At 70.5% G+C, this 19313-nt stretch carries 10 protein-coding genes; 3 read left to right on the forward strand and 7 right to left on the reverse strand.

Annotation, left to right across the window (positions count from 1 at the left end; all coding sequences use genetic code 11):
• Nucleotides 1-167 precede the first annotated feature (167 nt).
• From Q9R08_RS01855 to Q9R08_RS01875, 5 genes are all read right to left on the reverse strand, one after another.
• Complete coding sequence (locus tag Q9R08_RS01855; protein ID WP_308866113.1) at nucleotides 168-6236, reverse strand: Ig-like domain-containing protein; 6069 nt, start codon at nucleotides 6234-6236, stop codon at nucleotides 168-170.
• Nucleotides 6237-6462: 226 nt separating this feature from the next.
• The gene (locus Q9R08_RS01860; RefSeq protein ID WP_308866114.1) at nucleotides 6463-8838 is read right to left on the reverse strand and encodes an excinuclease ABC subunit UvrA; all 2376 of its coding nucleotides are present in this window, start codon (nucleotides 8836-8838) and stop codon (nucleotides 6463-6465) included.
• A gap of 213 nt (nucleotides 8839-9051) precedes the next feature.
• Nucleotides 9052-11292 (reverse strand): LLM class flavin-dependent oxidoreductase, encoded by a 2241-nt coding sequence (locus Q9R08_RS01865; RefSeq protein ID WP_308866115.1) that lies wholly within the window; start codon nucleotides 11290-11292, stop codon nucleotides 9052-9054.
• Nucleotides 11293-11301: 9 nt separating this feature from the next.
• On the reverse strand, nucleotides 11302-11910 hold the full coding sequence (locus tag Q9R08_RS01870; RefSeq protein WP_308866116.1) for a TetR/AcrR family transcriptional regulator: 609 nt from the start codon (nucleotides 11908-11910) through the stop codon (nucleotides 11302-11304).
• Between the two features lie 39 nt (nucleotides 11911-11949).
• Entirely contained in the window at nucleotides 11950-12519 is a 570-nt protein-coding gene (locus tag Q9R08_RS01875; RefSeq protein WP_308866644.1) for a DNA-3-methyladenine glycosylase I, read from the reverse strand.
• Nucleotides 12520-12693: 174 nt separating this feature from the next.
• Here Q9R08_RS01875 and Q9R08_RS01880 point away from each other — a divergent pair, with 174 nt between their 5' ends.
• A complete protein-coding gene (locus tag Q9R08_RS01880) occupies nucleotides 12694-13098 on the forward strand; it encodes a glucose-6-phosphate dehydrogenase (RefSeq protein ID WP_308866117.1) in 405 nt (134 codons plus the stop codon).
• A 248-nt stretch (nucleotides 13099-13346) separates the two neighbouring features.
• On the opposite strand, the gene Q9R08_RS01885 is transcribed toward Q9R08_RS01880, so the two are convergent.
• Entirely contained in the window at nucleotides 13347-15452 is a 2106-nt protein-coding gene (locus tag Q9R08_RS01885) for an acyl-CoA dehydrogenase family protein (RefSeq protein WP_308866118.1), read from the reverse strand.
• Nucleotides 15453-15646: 194 nt separating this feature from the next.
• On the opposite strand from Q9R08_RS01885, the gene Q9R08_RS01890 reads away from it, so the two are divergent.
• On the forward strand, nucleotides 15647-16006 hold the full coding sequence (locus tag Q9R08_RS01890) for a VOC family protein (protein WP_308866119.1): 360 nt from the start codon (nucleotides 15647-15649) through the stop codon (nucleotides 16004-16006).
• 78 nt (nucleotides 16007-16084) lie between these two features.
• Complete coding sequence (locus Q9R08_RS01895; protein ID WP_308866120.1) at nucleotides 16085-17356, forward strand: GNAT family N-acetyltransferase; 1272 nt, start codon at nucleotides 16085-16087, stop codon at nucleotides 17354-17356.
• Nucleotides 17357-17394: 38 nt separating this feature from the next.
• Here the strand turns inward: Q9R08_RS01895 and Q9R08_RS01900 are convergent, their stop codons facing one another.
• Complete coding sequence (locus tag Q9R08_RS01900; protein ID WP_308866121.1) at nucleotides 17395-19176, reverse strand: formate--tetrahydrofolate ligase; 1782 nt, start codon at nucleotides 19174-19176, stop codon at nucleotides 17395-17397.
• Nucleotides 19177-19313: the final 137 nt, after the last annotated feature.

Genomic DNA, 19313 nt, shown 5'->3' on the forward strand with positions numbered 1-19313 from the left:
AGTGTCAACTACGAAGATGGTAATCCGCCTGGTCAGAGCCGATCGATGGGGACAAACACCCATCGATCGGCCCTCCGGAATCCGTCCACCGTACCTGCCGGCGCCACGGGTGTCCCGCGTGCGGATCCGGATAGCTCTCTCACCGCCTCCGCGGCTCCACCCGGCCGCTACCAGGCCGTGGACGCGGCATCGCCGGATCCACCTGGCCCGCTGTAGCTCACCCACTTCGCCCCGGCGTAGCCCGAGTAGCAACTCAGCTGCACGCTGTCGTTCGCCCCGACGTAGTACGAGTTGCTGCTCCATCGGCCTTCGGCGTCGTTGCAGCTCAGGGTGTAGGTGCCCGCCACCCAGTTCTCGACGTTGAACACGAAGTAGGAGCACGATGCCGAATCGCAGCCGGGCATGCCCGCCGCGCTGGAGCCGCGGCTCGTCCACGCGCGCGGCTGCGGCGGCGCGACGGTCGTGGCGGAGGCAGATGCCACCGACGAGACCTGGCCTGCGGCATCCGTCACCCTCGCCTGGATCGTCCGGTTCGCGCTGTAGCCGAACCCGTGGGTCTCCGAGCCGCTGAGCGACACCGGGTGCCAGCCGCTGACGCCTTCGATCGCGATCTCCATCTTCACGATGTCACGGCCGTTCGCTGCGGGCGGTGACCAGTTGAAGGTGATCGACGTGCCGCTCGCGCTCGCAGAAACGTTCGGGGCGCGAACCGGCCCGTAGGGAACGGCGCCGTTCGACTGCGCGGAGGGCTCGCCGGTGTAGCGGACGCCGTCCATCGAGGTGTACGCCCGGACGCGGATCGTGTACGTCGTGCCGTTCGAAAGACTGCCGATCGTGTTGTTCGCCGGCATCGCCGCCCAGTTGCCGCCGTTCAGCGAGTACTCGTACTTGACCTCGGCCGCGGTCGCGCCGTTGCCGGGAGCAGCGCCGTACGCGACGAGGACCGCGCTGTTGTTGTTCGGCGTCGACAGCGACACGCCCGTGGGCGTCCCCGGCACGCCGAACGCGCGACGCGGTGCGGACGCTGCGCCCCAAGCGCTCCACCCCGCCTTGTTCGAGGCGCGCACCCGGAACGCGTAGTCGCTCGTCGACGTCGTCACGTTGAGCGCCTGGCGCAGCTGCGAGCCGGGGATGCCGGTGACCGTGCGCACGACGGACGAGCCCTGCATCACCTGCAGTTCGTATCCCGAGATAGCGTCGCCGTTGTCGACTGGCGCGCCCCACACCACTTCGAGCTGCGCCTGGTCGCCCACCGGGTCGAGGCGGTTCACCGACGGGGCGGCGGGCGCCTCAGGCGCCCGGGCCGGGATCTCGCTCACGGACCACGGGCTCCAGCTCGACGGCTCGGGGGCGAGGTTGTGCGCCTGCACGCGCACCTGGTAGGCGACGCCGTTCTGCAGGCCGTCCCACGTGAGCGAGTTGCCGGTGACCTCCGTCTTCTGGCCGATGCCCGACGGGGGCGCCGGCGAGATCTCGAGCGTGTACTTCTGCACCGGCGAACCGGGCGTCGTCGGGGTCACCCACGTGACCGCGAGGCTCTTGTCGCCGAACGCCAGCGTCGGCGCCGCGGGAGTGTCGGGCCGCGCGTCAGGACGCGCCTCTTCGGAGGGCGCGGACGGGTCGGAGGGGCCGACGCGGTTCTCGGCGACCACGGTGAAGTTGTACTTCACGTTGTTCGTCAGCCCGTCGAGCGTGCAGGTCGTCGCGAGGCATTCCTTCTCGTAGTCACCCGCGATGGAGGAGACGAGGTAGCGCTCGATCTCGGCGCCGTTGTTCGCCGGCGGCGTCCACGAGAGCACGACCGTGCGGTCCTGCACGCTCGAGACCGTCGGTGTTCCCGGCGCATCGGGTTTGCCCTGCACCGTCAGCCGGATGCGGCCCTCGACCTCGCGATCGGGATCGCCCGTGGCATCCTGCACCCGATATCGCACCACCATCGTGCCGAAGAACTTCGCGTCGGGTGTCACCGCGACCTCGTCGCCGGAAACCTTCACATCGCCCTGCCCCGTCTCGAGGATGGCCGTCGTGACCTTCAGCGGCTTGTCGGGGAACGGGCTGACGTCGTTGCTCAGCACGGGCACGGTGACGGTCTTGCCCTGGTGCGCCTCGGGGACGATGTCGTCGTTCGCCGTCGGCAGTTCGCGGGTCGAGGCGATGACGCGGACGTTGACCACGCCCTCGATGGGTTCGGTCGTGCCGTCGTCGATGCGCAGGCGGATGGTGGCCGCGGTGCCCTTCTTGGTCTCGGCCGCCGCGCTGACGCGCAGCTCGTCGCCCTCGATCGACGCGGTCATGCCCTCCGGCGACCCGCCGACGATCGCGAACTCGAGACGATCGGCGTCCTCGGGGTCGGGGTCGGTGGTGAGTCCGCCGAGGTCGAGCGACGTGGCGTCCTCGCCGGGTGCGACATCCATCTGCCCGTTGACGAAGGTCGGCTGCTGGTTCTCGGGCGGCAGCACTGTGATCGCCAGTGTCAGGGTCGCCTTCCGGCCCTCGGGATCGTCGGGGCCGGTGCCGTCGGTGACTTCGAAGGTGATGGCGTCAGGGCCGAAGTACCCGGCTGCCGACGTATACACGAGCGTCGCCTGGTCCTTGATCAGCGACGATCCGTCGGCGTGCGCGGCGGTGACCTTCGCCGCCTCCGTGATGATGACCTTGCCGCCGCCAGCGGACCGGACATGGTCGGAGAGGGGCAGCTCGATGGTCTCGCCGCTCTTGACCTCGATCGGCTCGGTCGAGACGAGCGTCGGCGGCAGCGATGAGAGCGCGGGGATGTGGATGAAGGCGGATGCCGCGTTCCCGTCGCGGTCGGTGATCGTGTAGGTGGCGAGGCGGTCGGCGTCGCCCAGCGTCACGCGGACCTTGCCGTCGGCCAGCACACGCGAATCCGCATCGGCGACCTTCAGTTCCAGGTCGTCCACCGTGCCGTCCGGATCCTCGTCGTTGGCGAGCACCTCGAGATCGACGACCCCGTCCTCGACGTCGGCGGCGCGGACATAGTCATCGCGCGCGACGGGCTTCTGCAGCGGAACGTCCTCGGCCACCGTGATCTGCAGCACGGCCTTCGCCTCTGCGCCGCGCGCGTCACGGATCGTGTACTGCAGCGACGTCTCTATCGGTTCCGACGGAGAGGTCACGACGACGCGGTTGCCTTCGACCTCGGCCTTCACCGCCGTCCCGCTGGGAAGGATGATGCCGTCCTCGACGATGCCGAACCTGTCGCCGTCGGGGTCGGAGTCGTTCGCGAGCACCGGCACGGCGACCGAGCGCCCGGGCCGCATCAGCACGGAGTCCTTGACCGCATACGGCGCCTGGTTCACACCCTCGGCCGGTGCGACGCCGACCCGGATGCTCGCCGTGGCCTCGGCGCCCAGACGGTCGCGCACGCGGTACGTGAAGGCGTCCACGCCGGCGGTGTCGTCGAACGCCTCGTACACGAGGTAGTCGGGGCCCGTCTCCACAACGCGGCCCTTGCCGGGCGAGGATGCCAGGCCGACCAGCTCGACCGAGTCGCCATCGGCGTCGATGCCGTCCAGTGGCACCGCGATGCGCACACGGCTGCCGCCGAGCACGCGGGCGGTGAGGTCGCGCGGGCGGGGAGCGGCGTTCGTCTCCGCGTTCACGGGGAGCACCTGGATGGTGATGTAGCCGGCGTCCTTCTGCCCCGTGCTGTCGACGACCTCATATGTCGCGTACACGGTGCCGGGCTTCTCGGACGCCCGGAAGCGCACAGTGTCCTGCGAGACGAAGACCTCGCCGTCCTCGGGCTCGATCAGCGGGGGCACGAGGTCGGGGGCGACATGAATGGCGTCGCCGTTGGGGTGGTAATCGTTCTCCAGCACCGGGATGGTCACGACGTCGCCGGCGCGCACCACGACCTGGTCGTCGTTCGCCACCGGCGGCCGCAGCTGCGCGGGCGCCGGGATCGGGATGACGATGACGTCACCTTCGGCGGACTGCGAGCCGTTCGAGATGCGGTACGAGACGCGCACCTGCTCCGACAGCGCCGCCTGGTCGCTGATGCGGAGCGTCTCGTGGTTCAGCACCGCGACCGCGATGCCGGAGTTCGGCTCGACCGTGACGGACTGCACCACCAGGATGCCGCCGGACGGATCCGAGTCGTTGGTCAGCACGTTGACCAGCACCTCGCCACCGCTCGGCAAGAGGGCGACGTCGCGCACCGCCACCGGCGGCAGGTCCGTCTCCCCCTCGGGGATCACGTCGACCCGCACGATGCCGGGGATGCCGGCGGCACCCGCCGCGACCAGGTACTGCACGTAGTACGTGCCGGGGGTCGCGGAGCGGAAGGTGAACGTCTTGTTCGCGTAGTCGGGCACCGTGTCGGCCCCCGCCACCGGGTCGACCCGCGCCAGTCGCAGCGGTTCGCGCCCCGCGCCGACGTCGTTGGCCAGCGGCGAGACCGTGGCGGTCTGTCCCGCGCGCACTGCGACGTAGTCGGCGTTCGTGACCGGGTCGATCGAGCCGACCGGCCGCACGTCGAAGCGAACCGTGCCTGCGGTCGCATCGGAGCCGTCGGAGACCGAGATCTCGACATCCTTGCGGCCCTGCGTCCCACCCACCGCGCGGTAGGTGATGCGCCCGTCCGAGGTGAAGTCGGCCTCGTCGCCCTGCGCCGGCGCGACCGAGCTCAGGAACACGTCGTCGCCGTCGGGGTCGATCCAGTCGGGCAGCACGTTGTACGTGATGGTGCCGCCGGCCTCGACCGCGACGGTCGTCACGCGTTTCTGAGTCGGCGGCGCGTTGACGTCCCAGCCGTGCACGGCCAGCGACACCTTCGCCGTGTCGGTGCCGCCGCGCCCGTCGGAGACCTCGTAGCTGAAGGATGCCGTGCCCGAGGCGTCCTCGGGGACCGCGATCTGCAGCGCACGGCCGTTGTCGATCGACTGCACCTCCCCGACGGACGGGCCTCCGTCGAGCACCCGCGTCGTGAGCACATCCCCGTCGGGATCGCTGTCGTTGTCCAGGAGGGGAAGGATCGTGGTGCGGCCCGGACGAACACCGAGGTCGTCGTCGTTGGCGTCGGGCGGCGTGTTGATCTCCGAGCGCTCCGGCAGGACCGTCTCCGTCGTCTCCTCGGTGGTCTGCTCGTCGTCCTCGGTCTCGCCCTCAGGAGGGGTGATCTCGTCCCAGTTGTCGACGCGCTGCAGATCTTCGACGGCCATCCACGTGGCGCCGCCGACGATGTCGTTGAGCACCACGACGTCGCGGTTGACGCGGAACTTCAGGAGCGAGGTCGGCTCGATGCCGTCGATCTCGACCGCAAGGTCGTCGCCGTCGCCCGCGCAGTCGCGCACGAAGCGGCCCGACCCGGTCCAGGCCGCGTAGCCGCAGCCGTCGAGCCACACCGGCTCTGCCGGCGCCCCCTCGCCGCCGGCCTTCACCGTCGTGAGCTCGGAACCATCGAACGGCACGCGCACGAACGTCGACGCCGTCGAGAGCGACACCGCATCCGTTGCCGCGGAGGGCTGCTGCAGGACCGCGTTGCGGCCGCCCTCGACGACCGTCGCGCGGCCGTCCGCGACGACGGTGCCGGTGGCGGCGTCGAGCACGACCGGCTTGTCGCCCACCGCGGTGACCGACAGCTCCGCCTTGTCGTCGAGACCCGGCAGCCCGCTGCGGATCGGCTCCTCAGGCGTGTCGTCGGCCGCGAGCCGCACGGTGACGAGCTCGGCGGTGTCGGACGAGACCGCGTGGACAACGCCGTCGACGCCGACCGCGACATCCGCGCCCTTTCCGACGTTGACGACCGGGTCGACGCCCTCGATCTGGAAGGTTCCGGCGCTCTCGGCGGGCAGCACCCACAGATCCCCGGACGCGCGGTCGAGGATCGCGACGGTCGAGGCAGCGAGCGCCACTTCCGCATCGCCGGGGATGCTCGCCGCGCCGGCGAGCGCGACCATTCCGGGGTCGATCACGCTGACCGTGGAGCCGCCGTTGTCGACGAGGAGGACGGTTCCGCCCGACTGGAGGATGTCGTAATCGTCGCTGGTCGTACGCAGACCGCCGTCGAGGACCTGCGACTCGTGGTTGAAGTGACCGACCATGAGGCTCGACTGCTTGGTGACCCAGACGCCGCCGTCGTGGAGGTCGACCTCGGTGGTGGGCACACCCTGGTACATGAAGGCCAGCGTCGTGAGCGTGACGGCAGCGGCCGTGACCGCACCCGCCGATGCGAGGGCACGCGGACGCGCGCGCAACCATGCGGAAGACCTCATCGAACCTCGGCCTCCTGCGGGGTGTCGTGTCTCTACGCGGCGTCGAGACCGGATGTGGGGCGTCCGGACCTCACCGAAGACGTGTGGGGGATCGGTTCAGCCTAACCCGGCCCCTCCGTGCGATGAGACGGGTAGTGCCAACAGCGGGAATCGTATCCACCCGGCTGGAGACGATCGATGGGGACAAACACCCATCGACCGCTCCGGCTGCCGCTCTCTCGGCGCGTCAGGAGGCCGCCACACCCTGCAGAGCGCCGACATACTCGCGCAGGTGCTGCGCGGTGAGCGTGTCGGAGCTTGCGACGAGGTCGGCCGGGGTGCCCTCGAAGACGATCGCGCCGCCGTCGTGACCGGCACCGGGACCGATGTCGATGATCCAGTCGGCGTGCGCCATGACCGCCTGGTGGTGCTCGATCACGATCACGCTGTTGCCGGCTTCGACCAGGCGATCGAGGAGTGCGAGCAGGTTGTCGACGTCGGCGAGGTGCAGACCCGTCGTCGGCTCGTCAAGTACGTAGATCGCCCCTTTCTTCGCCATCGAGATCGCGAGCTTGAGGCGCTGACGCTCGCCGCCCGACAGGGTGTTGAGCGCCTGGCCCAGCGTGAGGTAGCCCAGCCCCACGTCGATCAGGCGCACGAGCGTGGTGTGCGCGGGGCCCTTGGCGAAGAACGCCGCCGCGTCGGAGGCGGACATCGCGAGCACCTCGGCGATGTTCTTGCCGTCGAGCGTGTACTCCAGCACCTCGTCGCTGAAGCCGGATCCCTCACACAGCTCGCACAGCGTCTCGACGGTCTGCGTGAAGCCGAGGTTGGTGATGATCACGCCGAGCCCGCGGCAGGCCGGGCAGGCACCTTCCGAGTTGGCGCTGAACAGCGCCGGCTTCACCCCGTTGGCCTTGGCGAACGCCGAGCGGACGGTGTCGAGGATGCCGGTGTACGTGGCGGGACTCGAGCGCCGGTTTCCCTTGATCGGCGACTGGTCCACCACGACGACATCGTCGAAGGCCGGCACGTTGCCGTGGATCAGCGACGACTTGCCCGAGCCGGCGACGCCGGTCACGACGGTGAGGATGCCGAGCGGCACGTCCACGTCGACGTTCTTGAGGTTGTGCTGGGTCGCTCCGCGGATCTCGAGCGCGCCCTTCGCCGACCGGGTCGACGGCTTCAGCCGCGCGCGGTCGTCGAGGTGACGGCCGGTGATGGTGCCGGACGCGCGCAGGCCCGCGACATCCCCCTCGTACTGCACCTCGCCGCCCGCGCGACCTGCTCCCGGCCCCAGGTCGACGACGTGGTCGGCGATCTCGATCACCTCCGGCTTGTGCTCCACCACGAGCACGGTGTTGCCCTTGTCGCGCAGTAGCTTGAGCAGCCGGTTCATCCGAGCGATGTCGTGCGGGTGCAGACCGGCGGTCGGCTCGTCGAAGACGTAGCTGATGTCGGTCAGCGGCGAGCCGAGGTGACGGATCATCTTCGTGCGCTGCGCCTCACCGCCCGAGAGCGTGCCCGACGATCGGTCGAGCGACAGGTAGCCGAGGCCGATGTCGATGAACGACGCGATCGTCTGACGCAGACCGGCCATGAGCGGCGCGACGGACGGGTCGTTCACGGTGTCGAGCCACGCCGCGAGATCCGTGATCTGCATGGCGGCGGCATCCGCGATGCTGAGCCCCAGGATCTTGGACGACCGCGCCCCCTCGTTGAGCCGCGAGCCGCCGCAGTCCGGGCACGGCATGAACTTCACCGCCCGGTCGACGAACGCGCGGACATGCGGCTGGAGCGAGTCGCGGTCCTTCTGCAGGAACGACTTGGTGATCTTCGGCACGAGACCCTCGTAGGTCATGTTGATGCCGTTGATCTTGACCTTCGTCGGCTCCTTGTAGAGGAAGTCCTCGCGCTCCTGCTCGGTGTAGTCCTGGATCGCCTTGTTCGGGTCGACGAAGCCGGACTCGGTGAACCCCTTCACCATCCAGCCGTCGACGTTGTAGCCCGGCACCGTCATCGCACCCTCGGCGAGCGACTTGGTCTTGTCGTAGAGCTCGTCGAGGTCGACGTCGCTCACCTCGCCGAGGCCCTCGCAGCGCGGGCACATGCCGCCGGTGATCTCGAACGAGCGGCGCTCCTTGACCTTCTTGCCGCCCTTCTCCATCGTCACCGCACCTGCGCCCGAGACCGAGGGGATGTTGAACGAGAACGCCTGCGGCGAGCCGACGTGCGGCTGACCCAGGCGGCTGAACAGCAGCCGCAGCATCGCGTGCGCGTCGGTCGCGGTGCCCACGGTCGACCGCGCGTTCGAGCCCATGCGCTCCTGATCGACGATGATCGCGGGGCTGACGTTCTCGAGCGCGTCCACATCGGGGCGGCTGAGCTGCCCCATGAACTGCTGCACGAACGTCGGATACGTCTCGTTGATGAGCCGCTGCGACTCGTTCGCGATGGTGCCGAACACCAGCGACGACTTGCCCGAGCCGCTCACCCCCGTGAAGACCGTGAGCCGGCGCTTCGGGATCTCGACCGACACGTTCTTCAGGTTGTTCTCGCGCGCACCCACGACGCGGATGACCTCGTGCGAATCGGCGACGTGCGAAGGGGGGTTCTCTGCCATGCCCACAGTCTGCCCGGCGATGCGGACACCGCGCTTCCTGAATCCTGCTCGATCCTGGTTCTGCCCCGGTCCCGTTCCCGGGTCTGGGGCGCACCGCGAACGTTCGGGGCGCGCGGCGTGCGCCCCGACCGCACGGCGTGCGCCCCAAACCCGGAGACCCGAGGACGGAAGCCGCGGCCCAGGCGGCCGACGGCATGGCCCGCGTGCGACGGGTCAGGCGGCGTCGGCGGCGGGCTCGATCGCGAAGTTGTCGCGGAAGACGCAGGCCGGGTCGTACTCCGCCTTGATCATCCGCAGCCGGGCCAGCGTCGCGGGCGGGAAGGCCTCGGCGATCCGCTCCGGCCGCTCGGAGGAGTCGAAGCTCAGGTACATGCCGTCGACGTGCGCGGCGAGCGTCCGCCACTGAGCGTCGAGCCGGTCCGGATGCGATCCGAGCGCCGCCACCGAGAAGTTCGCCGAGCGGTGCGCGTAGGCGGTCGCGTCCTCGGCGACGTCGGCCACGGCGCCGCCGACCGCGCGCAGCTGGAAGAACGGCACGGCGCCGGATTCCAGCATCCGTGCCGCCGCCGCGGCGAAGGCGGGCGTGACGTGCTCGATGAGGCCCGACCTCGAGTGCGGCTCACCGGCGCCGTGCTGCGGGCCGAGGTCGGCGTTCGCCATGATCTGCGCGTACGTCGTCAGCTGCACCGACTGCTGCACGAGCGGCGCGAGCTCGGCGAACGGCTGGAGGCGGGCGATGATCGTGTCGGGATCGTCGGAGTCGACGACGCCGTACAGCTGCACCACCTGCGGCTGTCCCGGGCGCGGGCCGCCGGTCAGCAGGAACAGCGTGAGATCGCGCGGCGACGACTCCACGATGCGGCCGTAGCCCTCGAGGAACGCCGCGACGTCGTCGACCTGGAACGCGAGCTGCGCGTAGCCGACCTGACCGACCTCGTCGACCTCGAACTCGAAGGCGGTGACGACGCCGACATTCGCGCCGGCGCCCCGGATTGCCCAGAACAGGTCGGGGTGGGTCGAGGCGTCGGTCCGCACGATCGATCCGTCGGCGAGCACCACCTCGACTGCGCGCAGGTGGTCGATGGTGAGACCGTGCTCGCGTGCGAGCAGGCCGATGCCGCCCGCGGTGGCCAGGCCGCCGACGCCCACGCCGCCGTAGTCGCCGGAGGTCAGCGCCCAGCCGTGCTCGCCCAGGACGGCGGCGACCTGCGCCCATCGCGCGCCGGGTCCGATGCGCACCAGACGCCGCTCGGCGTCGAGCACCTCGATCTCGTCGAGCCGCCGCAGGTCGATGACGATGCCGCCGTCGTTGGTGCTGCGGCCGCTGATGCCGTGGCCGCCGCTGCGCACCGAGAGTGGCAGCTCGGGATGCCGCCGTGCGAACGCGATCGCCTGCCCGACCTGCTGCGCCGAGTCCGGCTGCAGCACGAGGCCCGGCGCGCCGCCGCGCATGTAGGTCGCGCGCACGTCGCCGTAGTCGAAGTCGCCGGGCTCGATCGCTCGCAGGCCCGCCGGAACCTCGTCGTACGCGATGCCGTCGCGGCGGGCGGCGAGCGCCGCCGTCGACCTCATCGGCGCCGCCGCGACACCGCGGGTGCCGCGTTCGGCCGCGACGAGCGCGCGGACCGCGGGGGCCACGTCCTCTCCGAAGCGCTGCAGCAGGTTCGGGTCGTCGCCGGCGAGGATGAAGGTGCCGACGCCGTCCTCGATCGCGAGGCGCGCAAGGCGCTCGGCGAACTCCCGGGGGTCGGCGGCGAGCTGGCCGACGTTCAGCAGCCGCCGGATCTCGCGCGGATCGCGGCCGACGGACTCCGCCGCTTCGTCGATGGCAGCGTTGCCCTTCGCCAGGTCGCCGGGCTGCATGTAGCCGAGCGACGGCAGCCAGCCGTCGCCCTTGCGGCCGGTGAGCGACAGCATGCGCGGCTTGTACGCCCCGATGTGGATCGGGATGTCGTGCGCGGGTCGCGGGCCGCGCTTCGCGCCGTGCACCCGGTGGTACCGGCCGTCGGTGAAGACGCCGCCTCTCTCGTCGGTGCGCCAGAGCGCCCGGATGACGTCGATCGCCTCTTCGAGGGCCGTCACGGCCTGGCCGGGGGTGAGGCGCGTGCCGCCCATGGCCTCGATGGCGTCCCAGAACCCGCCGGCACCGAGCGCCAGGTCGAAGCGCCCGCCGGAGAGGAGATCGATGCTCGCCGCCGACCGGGCGACGACCGCCGGCGGGCGCAGCGGCACGTTGAGCACGTTCGGCGCGATCCGGATGGAGTCGGTGCGCGCCGCCACGAACGACATGAGCGTCCACGTGTCGAGGAACGCCGGCTGGTACGGGTGATCCTGGAAGGTGACGAGGTCGAGCCCGGATGCCTCGGCCACCTGCGACAGCAGCACCGGAGCCTCGGGGGTCGCAGCCGCGGGCGTGATGAACGCGCCGAATTCGAGCGAGTGTCCGTAGTCCATGGGGTCCTTTCAGCCGATGGCCGCGCTGCGGCGCATCGGCGCGGGCGTTGTCGCGGCCGGTGAGTCGGGGGTTCCCGGGCGCATACCCGAGACCAGGATGTCGAGCAGCAGGTCGCGATCGGCAGGAGCGCCCAGACGCACGGCGTGCTCGACCCCGCAGATCAGGCGCTGCAGCTGGGCGACCGAGAGGTCGTCGCGCACCACACCGTCCCGCTGCGCGCGGGAGAGCACCGCGTCGTAACCGGCGAAGACCTTTCCTCGTGCGACGGAGCACTCGTCGTGCAGGTCGGGATCGGTGAGGGCGAGGTCCGTGAGCACGGTCTCGAGGCCACCGTCCTGGAGTTGCAGGACGACCGCGTCTTCGAGGAATCCCCGGAACGCGGCGTGCGCATCGGGCTCGGCGATCGCGCGGTCGGCGGCGGCGCCCAGCCGCACGAGGGTTTCGACGCTGAGGGCCTCGATCAGCGCCCGGACTGTCGGGAAGTGGCGGTAGACGGTGCCGATGCCGACGCCGGCATCGCGGGCGATGTCGTTGAGGCGCAGGGAGCGCGCGTCGTGGCGGCGCGCGACCTCGATGATGCGCTCACGGCTGCGAACGGCATCGGCTCGGGGGCTCATGCCTCCAGCGTACACCCGAAACGGATAGAGTATCCGCTTCTAGGTCAACACCCGCCAGCAGCCATGGACGTGGTCGTCGACCATGCCCGCCGACTGCATCAGCGCGTACATCGTCGTCGGGCCGACGAAGCGGAATCCGCGCTTGCGCAGGGCCTTGCTCAGAGCGTCCGACGCGGGGGTGGTGGCGGGCACCTCGGCGAACGTCGCCGGGCGACGGTGGGATGCCGGCGCGAACGACCACATGAACGCGTCGAGCTCACCCGGTTCGAGGTCGAGCACGAGCCGTGCGTTGGAGATCGTCGCCTCGATCTTGGCGCGATTGCGGATGATGCCGGCATCCGTCATCAGTCGCGCGACGTCGTCGTCGCCGAACGCCGCCACGACCTCGGGTTCGAAGCCGGCGAACACCTCGCGGAACCGCGGACGCTTGCGCAGGATCGTGATCCACGAGAGGCCGGCCTGGAAGCCCTCGAGGCTCATCTTCTCGAACAGCGCCCGGTCGCCGTGCAGCGGCACGCCCCACTCCTCGTCGTGGTAGCGGGCGTACTCGAGGTCGTCACCGACCCACGCGCAGCGCGCGCGGCCGTCGGCTCCGAGGCGGACGTCGATGCTCACCCGGTCAGACTATGCGCGGGCACCGACGCTCGGCCGGCGGCGGTGCGGGCGCGCGACGGCATCCCTCAACCTTCATGTGGAGGTCGCACCTTCGGTCGCCGGATGCCTCCCCCGTCGCTTACCGTGGAATGTCGGGCCTCTGGCGGCCCGCGCTGGGAGGAAAACGCCATGAAGATCGTCGCTTCGTCGGACTGGCGGGACGCCATCCCCTTCGACACTCTGGTGCTGGTCGCCGACATCGTCCCCGGTGAGCCGACGCGCTGCTTCACGTGCGGTGCGGACTCCGAGCCGCGGGAGCGCACCGAGCTCTGGGCATACAAGCACCGGCACCCGAAGAACCACGACGGCTACGTGCGGTTCTACTGCGCCGAGCACCGCCCGGCGATCCAGCGGCCGCCAGCTGCGGCATCGGTCGCCCCGGCGCGAGGCACCGGGCGGCCCGCGTCGCGCCCTGCGGCCGAGCGCCGCGTCTCGAAGCCGACGATCCCCGACCGCGTGCGTGCGATGTGCCCGAACTGCTTCGTCGAGGTGTCGGCGACCGGCGAGTGCGGCATGTGCGGCTGGGCCGCCTGACCCGGCGACCGCACCGCCCGCACAGACGCACCGACTTCACGCCGGCGACCCCTCGGCGAAAAGAAGGAGGGGACCGCGTACCCGATTCGCGGTCCCCTGTGAAAACGTTCCTCCGCCGCGCGCGAAGCCCGATGCGCGGACGACTCGGAAGCTGCCTTCACAAGGGATATGTCCGGAGCCCCCCGATTCCGGACACCCTTCCGAGCATCGTTACCGTTCCGTGACCTTCGGGCACGGCGATACTTCCGTCACTTCTTCTTGAGCGACTTCTCCGACACCGGCGCGTTGCCCGACGCCGCGAGCGCGCGGTAGTACTCGCGAGCCTCGTCCTGACGCTCGCGCTCGGCACCGGACGCGATGGGCGCCCGCACGTGCTCGGGCGCGAAGCCGTAGGCGTCGACCAGATCCTGCGCGTGGGGACGGAGCCGGGCGCAGAGGCGGTCGATGTACCGGGAGACGGATGCCGCACGCTGCGCGGACAGCCGCCCGCTGACGAGGTACCACGCCAGGTGCTTCTCGATCAGGTGCATCCCGAACAGATCGCGCAGCCAGGTCAGCACGTGCGTGGTGCCTTCGTCGGAGACGCGGTTGATCCCGTCGGTGAACGCCTCCCACTGCAGCAGCTCGGCGTGGGCGCGAGCCGCCTCGATGAGCTCGGCCTGATGGCTGTTGAACAGCGCCGCGGCCTCTGGCGGCGACAGCTTGGACGCCGGGCGCAATGCCGCAGCGACATCTGCGACCATCCGCTGCACGCGACCGGCGAGCAGCTCGTGCTGCTGGTCCTCGCGCAGGCCCAGCTCCACCGAACGCGCCGTGGAGCCCAAGTCGGCGACAGCCTGGCCGAGCTGGCGCAGGCCCGCGCCGTGGAACAGCTTGCCGGCGGTCTGACCGACGGCGAAGCGGGCCAGCTTCGCGGCATCCGCCCCCTTGAACTGCTTGGCGTAGTCCGACAGGAGGCGCTTGCCGACCAACTGGAGCAGGACGTTGTTGTCACCCTCGAAGGTGACGTAGACGTCGAGGTCCTGATGCAGGCCGACCAGGCGGTTCTCGGCCAGGAATCCGGAGCCGCCGCACGCCTCGCGGGCCTCCTGGATCGTGCTGAGCGCGTTCCAGGTGCTGAGCGGCTTCAGCGCCGCAGCGAGCGTCTCGAGATCCTCGCGCTCCTCCGAGGTGTCGGTGCGCCCCGAGAAGACGCCGTCGAACTTCTTCAGCAGCTCGTCGTGGCTGAAGAACTGCGCGTAGTTCTGCGCGAGGAGCGGAAGCAGGCGCCGCTGGTGCTTGCCGTAGTCGAGCAGCACGACCTCTTCGGTGCCGGCGCCCGAGTCGAACTGGCGGCGCTGGTTCGCGTACGTCAGCGCGATGTGCAGGGCGAGGGCGGTGCCGGTGGTCGCGGCGCCGTCGAGCGACACGCGACCCTGCACCAGCGCACCGAGCATCGTGAAGAAGCGGCGACCGGGGCTCGGGATGTCGGACGTGTACGAGCCGTCCGCGGCGACCTGCCCGTAGCGGTCGAGCAGGTTGAAGCGCGGCACTCGCACCTGATCGAACGCGAGCCGGCCGTTGTCGATGCCGTTGAGGCCCCCCTTGACGCCGTCGTCCTCGCTGATGATGCCGGGGAGCATGTCGCCCTCGTCATCGCGGATCGGCACGAAGAAGCAGTGCACGCCGTAGTTCACGCCGCCGGTGATGAGCTGTGCGAACACGGTCGCGGCCTTGCCGTGCAGCGCGGCGTTGCCGAGGTAGTCCTTGTAGGCGCCGCGGAACGGCGTGTGGATCACGAACTCCTCGGTGTCGGCGTCGTAGGTCGCGGTCGTGCCGATGGCCGCGACATCCGATCCGTGCCCGGTCTCGGTCATCGCGAACGCGCCCGGCAGGCTCACGTCGATGACGCCCGGCAGCCACGCCTCGTGGTGCTTCTGGGTGCCGAGCTGGAAGATCGCGGATCCGAAGAGCCCCCACTGCACGCCCGATTTGATCTGCAGGCTGGGGTCGGCGAGCACGAGCTCCTGGAAGCCCGCGAGGTTCGCGCCGTTGTCGTTCAGGCCGCCGTACTGCTCGGGGAAGGCGCGGCGCGACCCGCCGTGCTCGACCAGCAGGTGCAGCTGCGTCAGGACGCGCTCGCGGTGCTCGGGCATCGGCTGCCCGTCGATGCGCCAGAAGGCGGGGTCCTTGATCATCTCGCGGGCCTCGCGACGGGTGTCACTCCATGTGCCGAGCAGGAGGTCGGTGACCGCGGCGATATCGATGCGGGGCTCGGATGCCTCGGCCGCCGTGTGCGGCGCGGTCGGGGCGCCACCGGCGGGGGTGCGCTTGCTGGTGGCGGGCTTCTTGGTGCGGACGGCGGCGTCGGCCATGTGCATCACCTCTCGGTGCGATGGACAGAAGGAAGGTCACCTCGACGGTAGGACTCCCACAAGGCAGGCTCAAAGCGGCTGGCGAATGTCTACAACGTGGATGCGAGACGGGTCGTCCGGGCGTTGTGCGAGACGCACAGGTGGGCGCGATCGCTCTGCTGTGCCAGTCGGTGGACCGCCGTAGGCTCATCGCCATGACGCCTCCGCCGACTGCCATCACGACCGCGTTCATCCCCGTCCGCGACGCGCGCGCCGGGGCGCACTGGTATGCGGACGCTTTCGGCCTCGGCATCGCCGAGGAGACCGACTTCTCGAGCGTGCTCGCCGGGTCCCACGGCCAGGTGACGCTGATGGGCCCGAAGAGCGGCATCCGCGTCGAGCCCGGCCTGCCCTGGGCGACGTGCAACTTCCGTGTCGACGATCTCGCGTCGGTGCACGAGCGGCTCGCCCGGCTCGGCGCGCACCCCGGCGACATGCTGGGCGACCCCGACCGCTGCCTGTTCTTCACCGCGACGGATCCCGACGGCAACACACTCCTCGTGACCGACCGCTGAGCCGAGGATGCCGGCCGACCGGTGCCGCGGACACGCACGGGTGGTGCGGTGTCGGGGAGACGGCGCACAATGGGCGCGATGAACGCAGCCGTGACGCTCGCACCGTGGGGTCCCGCCGACCTGCCGCTGCTGGAGCGCGCCAACACGCCCGAGATGACGGCCCATCTGGGCGGCCCCGAGACGCCTGCGCAGCTCGACGAGCGACAGGAGCGCTACCTGCGTCTCGGCGCCGCGGGCGAAGCCGCGATGTACCGGATCGAGGTGGGCGGCACGCCCGTCGGCGGCATCGGGTACTGGCAGGTCGAGCACGAGGGCACGCCGGCGTGGGAGACCGGATGGAACGTCTTCCCTGAGTGGCAGGGGCGCGGCATCGCCCGTGAGGCGCTGCGGCTCGTCATCCGGCTGGTCGTCGCCCGGGGCGAGCGCGATCTGCTGGTCGCCTACCCGGGCGTCGACAACCCCTCGTCGAACGCGCTGTGCCGCACCGCCGGATTCGCGCATCGCGGATCGGGGAGCATGCCGTGGCGCGGCGGCGAGCTCTCCTTCAACACCTGGGTGCTCGACATGGCGCCGCTCGATCTCGACAGGCGCGAACCGGACCTCGACGAGCGGTTCGACGAAGGCGTGCTCGATGAGAAGGTGTGGTGGCCGTACTACCTCGCGCACTGGTCGACGCGCGAGCGCGCGGCGGCGAGGTACTCGGTCGCTCCGGACGGGCTCGAACTGCGCATCGACGCCGACACTCCCGCGTGGTCACCGGAGTTCGACGGCGGCAACCGCGTGTCGCACCTGCAGACCGGTCAGTTCTCGGGGCCGCTGGGCGGTTCGATCGGGCAGCATCGCTTCCGCGACGGACTCGTCGTGCGCGAGGCGCAGCCCGAGCGCCGCCTGCATCTCCCGCGCCACGGCGTGATCGAGGTGCGGCTGGCCGCCGTGCGTCATCCCGACGCGATGGTGGCCTTCTGGCCGATCGGCTTCGAGGAGCGGCCCGACGACTGCGGCGAGATCTGCATCGCCGAGATCTTCGGATCCGAGATCGATGACGACGGTGGCTGGGTCGGCGTCGGCGTGAAGTCTCAGAACGACCCGCGTCTGCGCACGGACTTCGAGAAGATCCGCGTCGACGGCGACCTCACCGGCTTCCACGACTACGCGGTGGAGTGGACGCCGGACGGGCTGCGCTTCTTCATCGACCACCGGTGGGTGAAGACCGTGAACCAGGCGATCGACTACCCGATGCAGCTCATGCTCGACATCTACGAGTTCCCTCGCGCGGACGGCACGCGTGACCTCGCCGCACTCCCCCACGTACTGCGGGTCGACCGCGTGCGGACGTTCCCGCCGGCGTGACACCCACCGCGGGGCCGTACGGGCGCTCGGCGTCGGCGTCAGAAGAGCCCGACGACGCGCCCGTCGTCGTCGACGTCGATCGTGTTCGCGGCCGGAACCGCGGGCAGGCCGGGCATCGTCATGATGTCGCCGCAGACCATCACCACGAAGCGCGCGCCGGCGGCGAGGCGCACCTCGCGGATGTCGACGGCATGCCCCGTCGGTGCACCGCGCAGCTTCGGGTCGGTCGAGAAGGAGTACTGGGTCTTCGCGACGCACACCGGGTAGCGGCCGTAGCCCTCGTCCTGCAGGCGCTTGATCTGCGCGCGTACCGCCGTCGAGGCCGTCACCTCCGAGGCGCCGTAGATGCGCGTCGCGATCGCGCTCATCTTGTGCCACAGCGTCGCGTCGTCGGGGTAGGTGAACCGGAGTCCGCCGGGCTCCTGGCCGGCATCGGGGGCGTGGGCCGCATCCTCGCGCCGAGCCGCATCCGCGCCCCGAGTCGCATCCGTTCCCTGAGCGGCACCCGCGCCGCGCGCCGCAACCGGCGCCTCGCAGAGGCGCACGACCTCTCTCGCGAGGCTCTCCGCGCCTGCGCCGCCCTCGGCGAAGTGCTTCGCGACCACGGCCGTGACCCCGACCGCCTCCGACGCGGCGACGAGCGCCGCGATCTCGGCATCCGTGTCTTCTGCGCGATGGTTGATCGCGACGACCGCCGGTATCCCCCACGTCTCGCGGATCGTCGTCAGGTGACGCACCAGGTTGGCCGTGCCGTGCTCGAGCGCCGGGACGTTCTCGTGCGTCAGGTCGGCGACCTCCACACCGCCGTGGTACTTCATCGCGCGCACGGTCGCGACGACGACGGCCACGTCGGGCCGGAGCCCTGTCGTACGGCACAGGATGTCGACGAACTTCTCCGCGCCGAGGTCGGCGCCGAACCCGGCCTCGGTGACGACGTAGTCGGCCATGCGCAGCGCCGAGTCGGTCGCGAGGTACGAGTTGCAGCCGTGTGCGATGTTCGCGAACGGACCCCCGTGCACGAAGGCCGGCGTGTGCTCGAGGGTCTGCACGAGGTTCGGGGCGAGCGCGTCGCGCAGCACCGCCGCCATCGCGCCGTGGGCGTGCAGGTCGCGGGCGCGCACCGGGCTCCGATCGCGCGTGTACGCGACGACGATCTCGCCGAGACGCTCTTTGAGGTCGGCGAGGTCGGTGGCGAGGCAGAAGATGGCCATCACCTCGCTGGCCACGACGATGTCGAAGCCGCCCTCGCGCGGGTACCCGTTTCCGGGCCCGCCGAGGCCGATGACGGTGTCGCGCAGCGCGCGGTCGTTGACGTCGAGTACGCGCCGCCACGTCACGCGCCGCACATCGATGCCGAGCGCGTTGCCATGATGCACGTGGTTGTCGATCAGCGCGGCGAGCAGATTCGTGGCGATCGCGATCGCCGAGAAGTCCCCGGTGAAGTGGAGGTTGATGTCTTCCATGGGCACGACCTGCGCGTACCCGCCGCCGGCGGCGCCGCCCTTCATGCCGAACACAGGTCCGAGCGCGGGCTCGCGCAGGCAGATCATGGCCCGTTCGCCGATGCGCCGGAGCGCGTCGCCGAGCCCGACGGTCGTGGTGGTCTTGCCCTCGCCCGCGGGCGTGGGCGAGACCGCCGTCATCAGCACGAGCCGCCCGCGCGGCCTGTCGCGAAGAGTCCGCAGGTGCCGCAACGACACCTTCGCCTTGTAGCGGCCGTACGGCTCCAGCTCGTCATCGGGGATGCCGAGATCCTTGGCGATCCGCCCGATCGGCCAGAGGTCGGCCTGCTGTGCGATCTCGATGTTGCTCGTGGCCACGCGGCACTCCCTCGACGCACCGTCCCGGCACCGCCACCGGGCACCGTCGCGGGCGCCGTCGCCCGCACGCGCCAGCCTATGTGCGGGCGCCCCGGATCCCCGGGCGCTCGCGGGGCCCGTCACCATCCCGTGTTCTC

Origin of the sequence: Microbacterium psychrotolerans, from assembly GCF_031085295.1 — a bacterium.
In the GTDB taxonomy this organism is placed as follows: domain Bacteria; phylum Actinomycetota; class Actinomycetes; order Actinomycetales; family Microbacteriaceae; genus Microbacterium; species Microbacterium psychrotolerans.

Bases quoted from the DNA above. Each gene is read 5' to 3' on its own strand.
- Q9R08_RS01870 (WP_308866116.1), bottom strand. From the start codon at position 11,910: ATGAGCCCCCGAGCCGATGCCGTTCGCAGCCGTGAGCGCATCATCGAG.
- Q9R08_RS01885 (WP_308866118.1), bottom strand. From the start codon at position 15,452: ATGGCCGACGCCGCCGTCCGCACCAAGAAGCCCGCCACCAGCAAGCGC.
- Q9R08_RS01865 (WP_308866115.1), bottom strand. From the start codon at position 11,292: ATGGACTACGGACACTCGCTCGAATTCGGCGCGTTCATCACGCCCGCG.
- Q9R08_RS01880 (WP_308866117.1), top strand. From the start codon at position 12,694: ATGAAGATCGTCGCTTCGTCGGACTGGCGGGACGCCATCCCCTTCGAC.
- Q9R08_RS01860 (WP_308866114.1), bottom strand. From the start codon at position 8,838: ATGGCAGAGAACCCCCCTTCGCACGTCGCCGATTCGCACGAGGTCATC.
- Q9R08_RS01855 (WP_308866113.1), bottom strand. From the start codon at position 6,236: ATGAGGTCTTCCGCATGGTTGCGCGCGCGTCCGCGTGCCCTCGCATCG.
- Q9R08_RS01895 (WP_308866120.1), top strand. From the start codon at position 16,085: ATGAACGCAGCCGTGACGCTCGCACCGTGGGGTCCCGCCGACCTGCCG.
- Q9R08_RS01890 (WP_308866119.1), top strand. From the start codon at position 15,647: ATGACGCCTCCGCCGACTGCCATCACGACCGCGTTCATCCCCGTCCGC.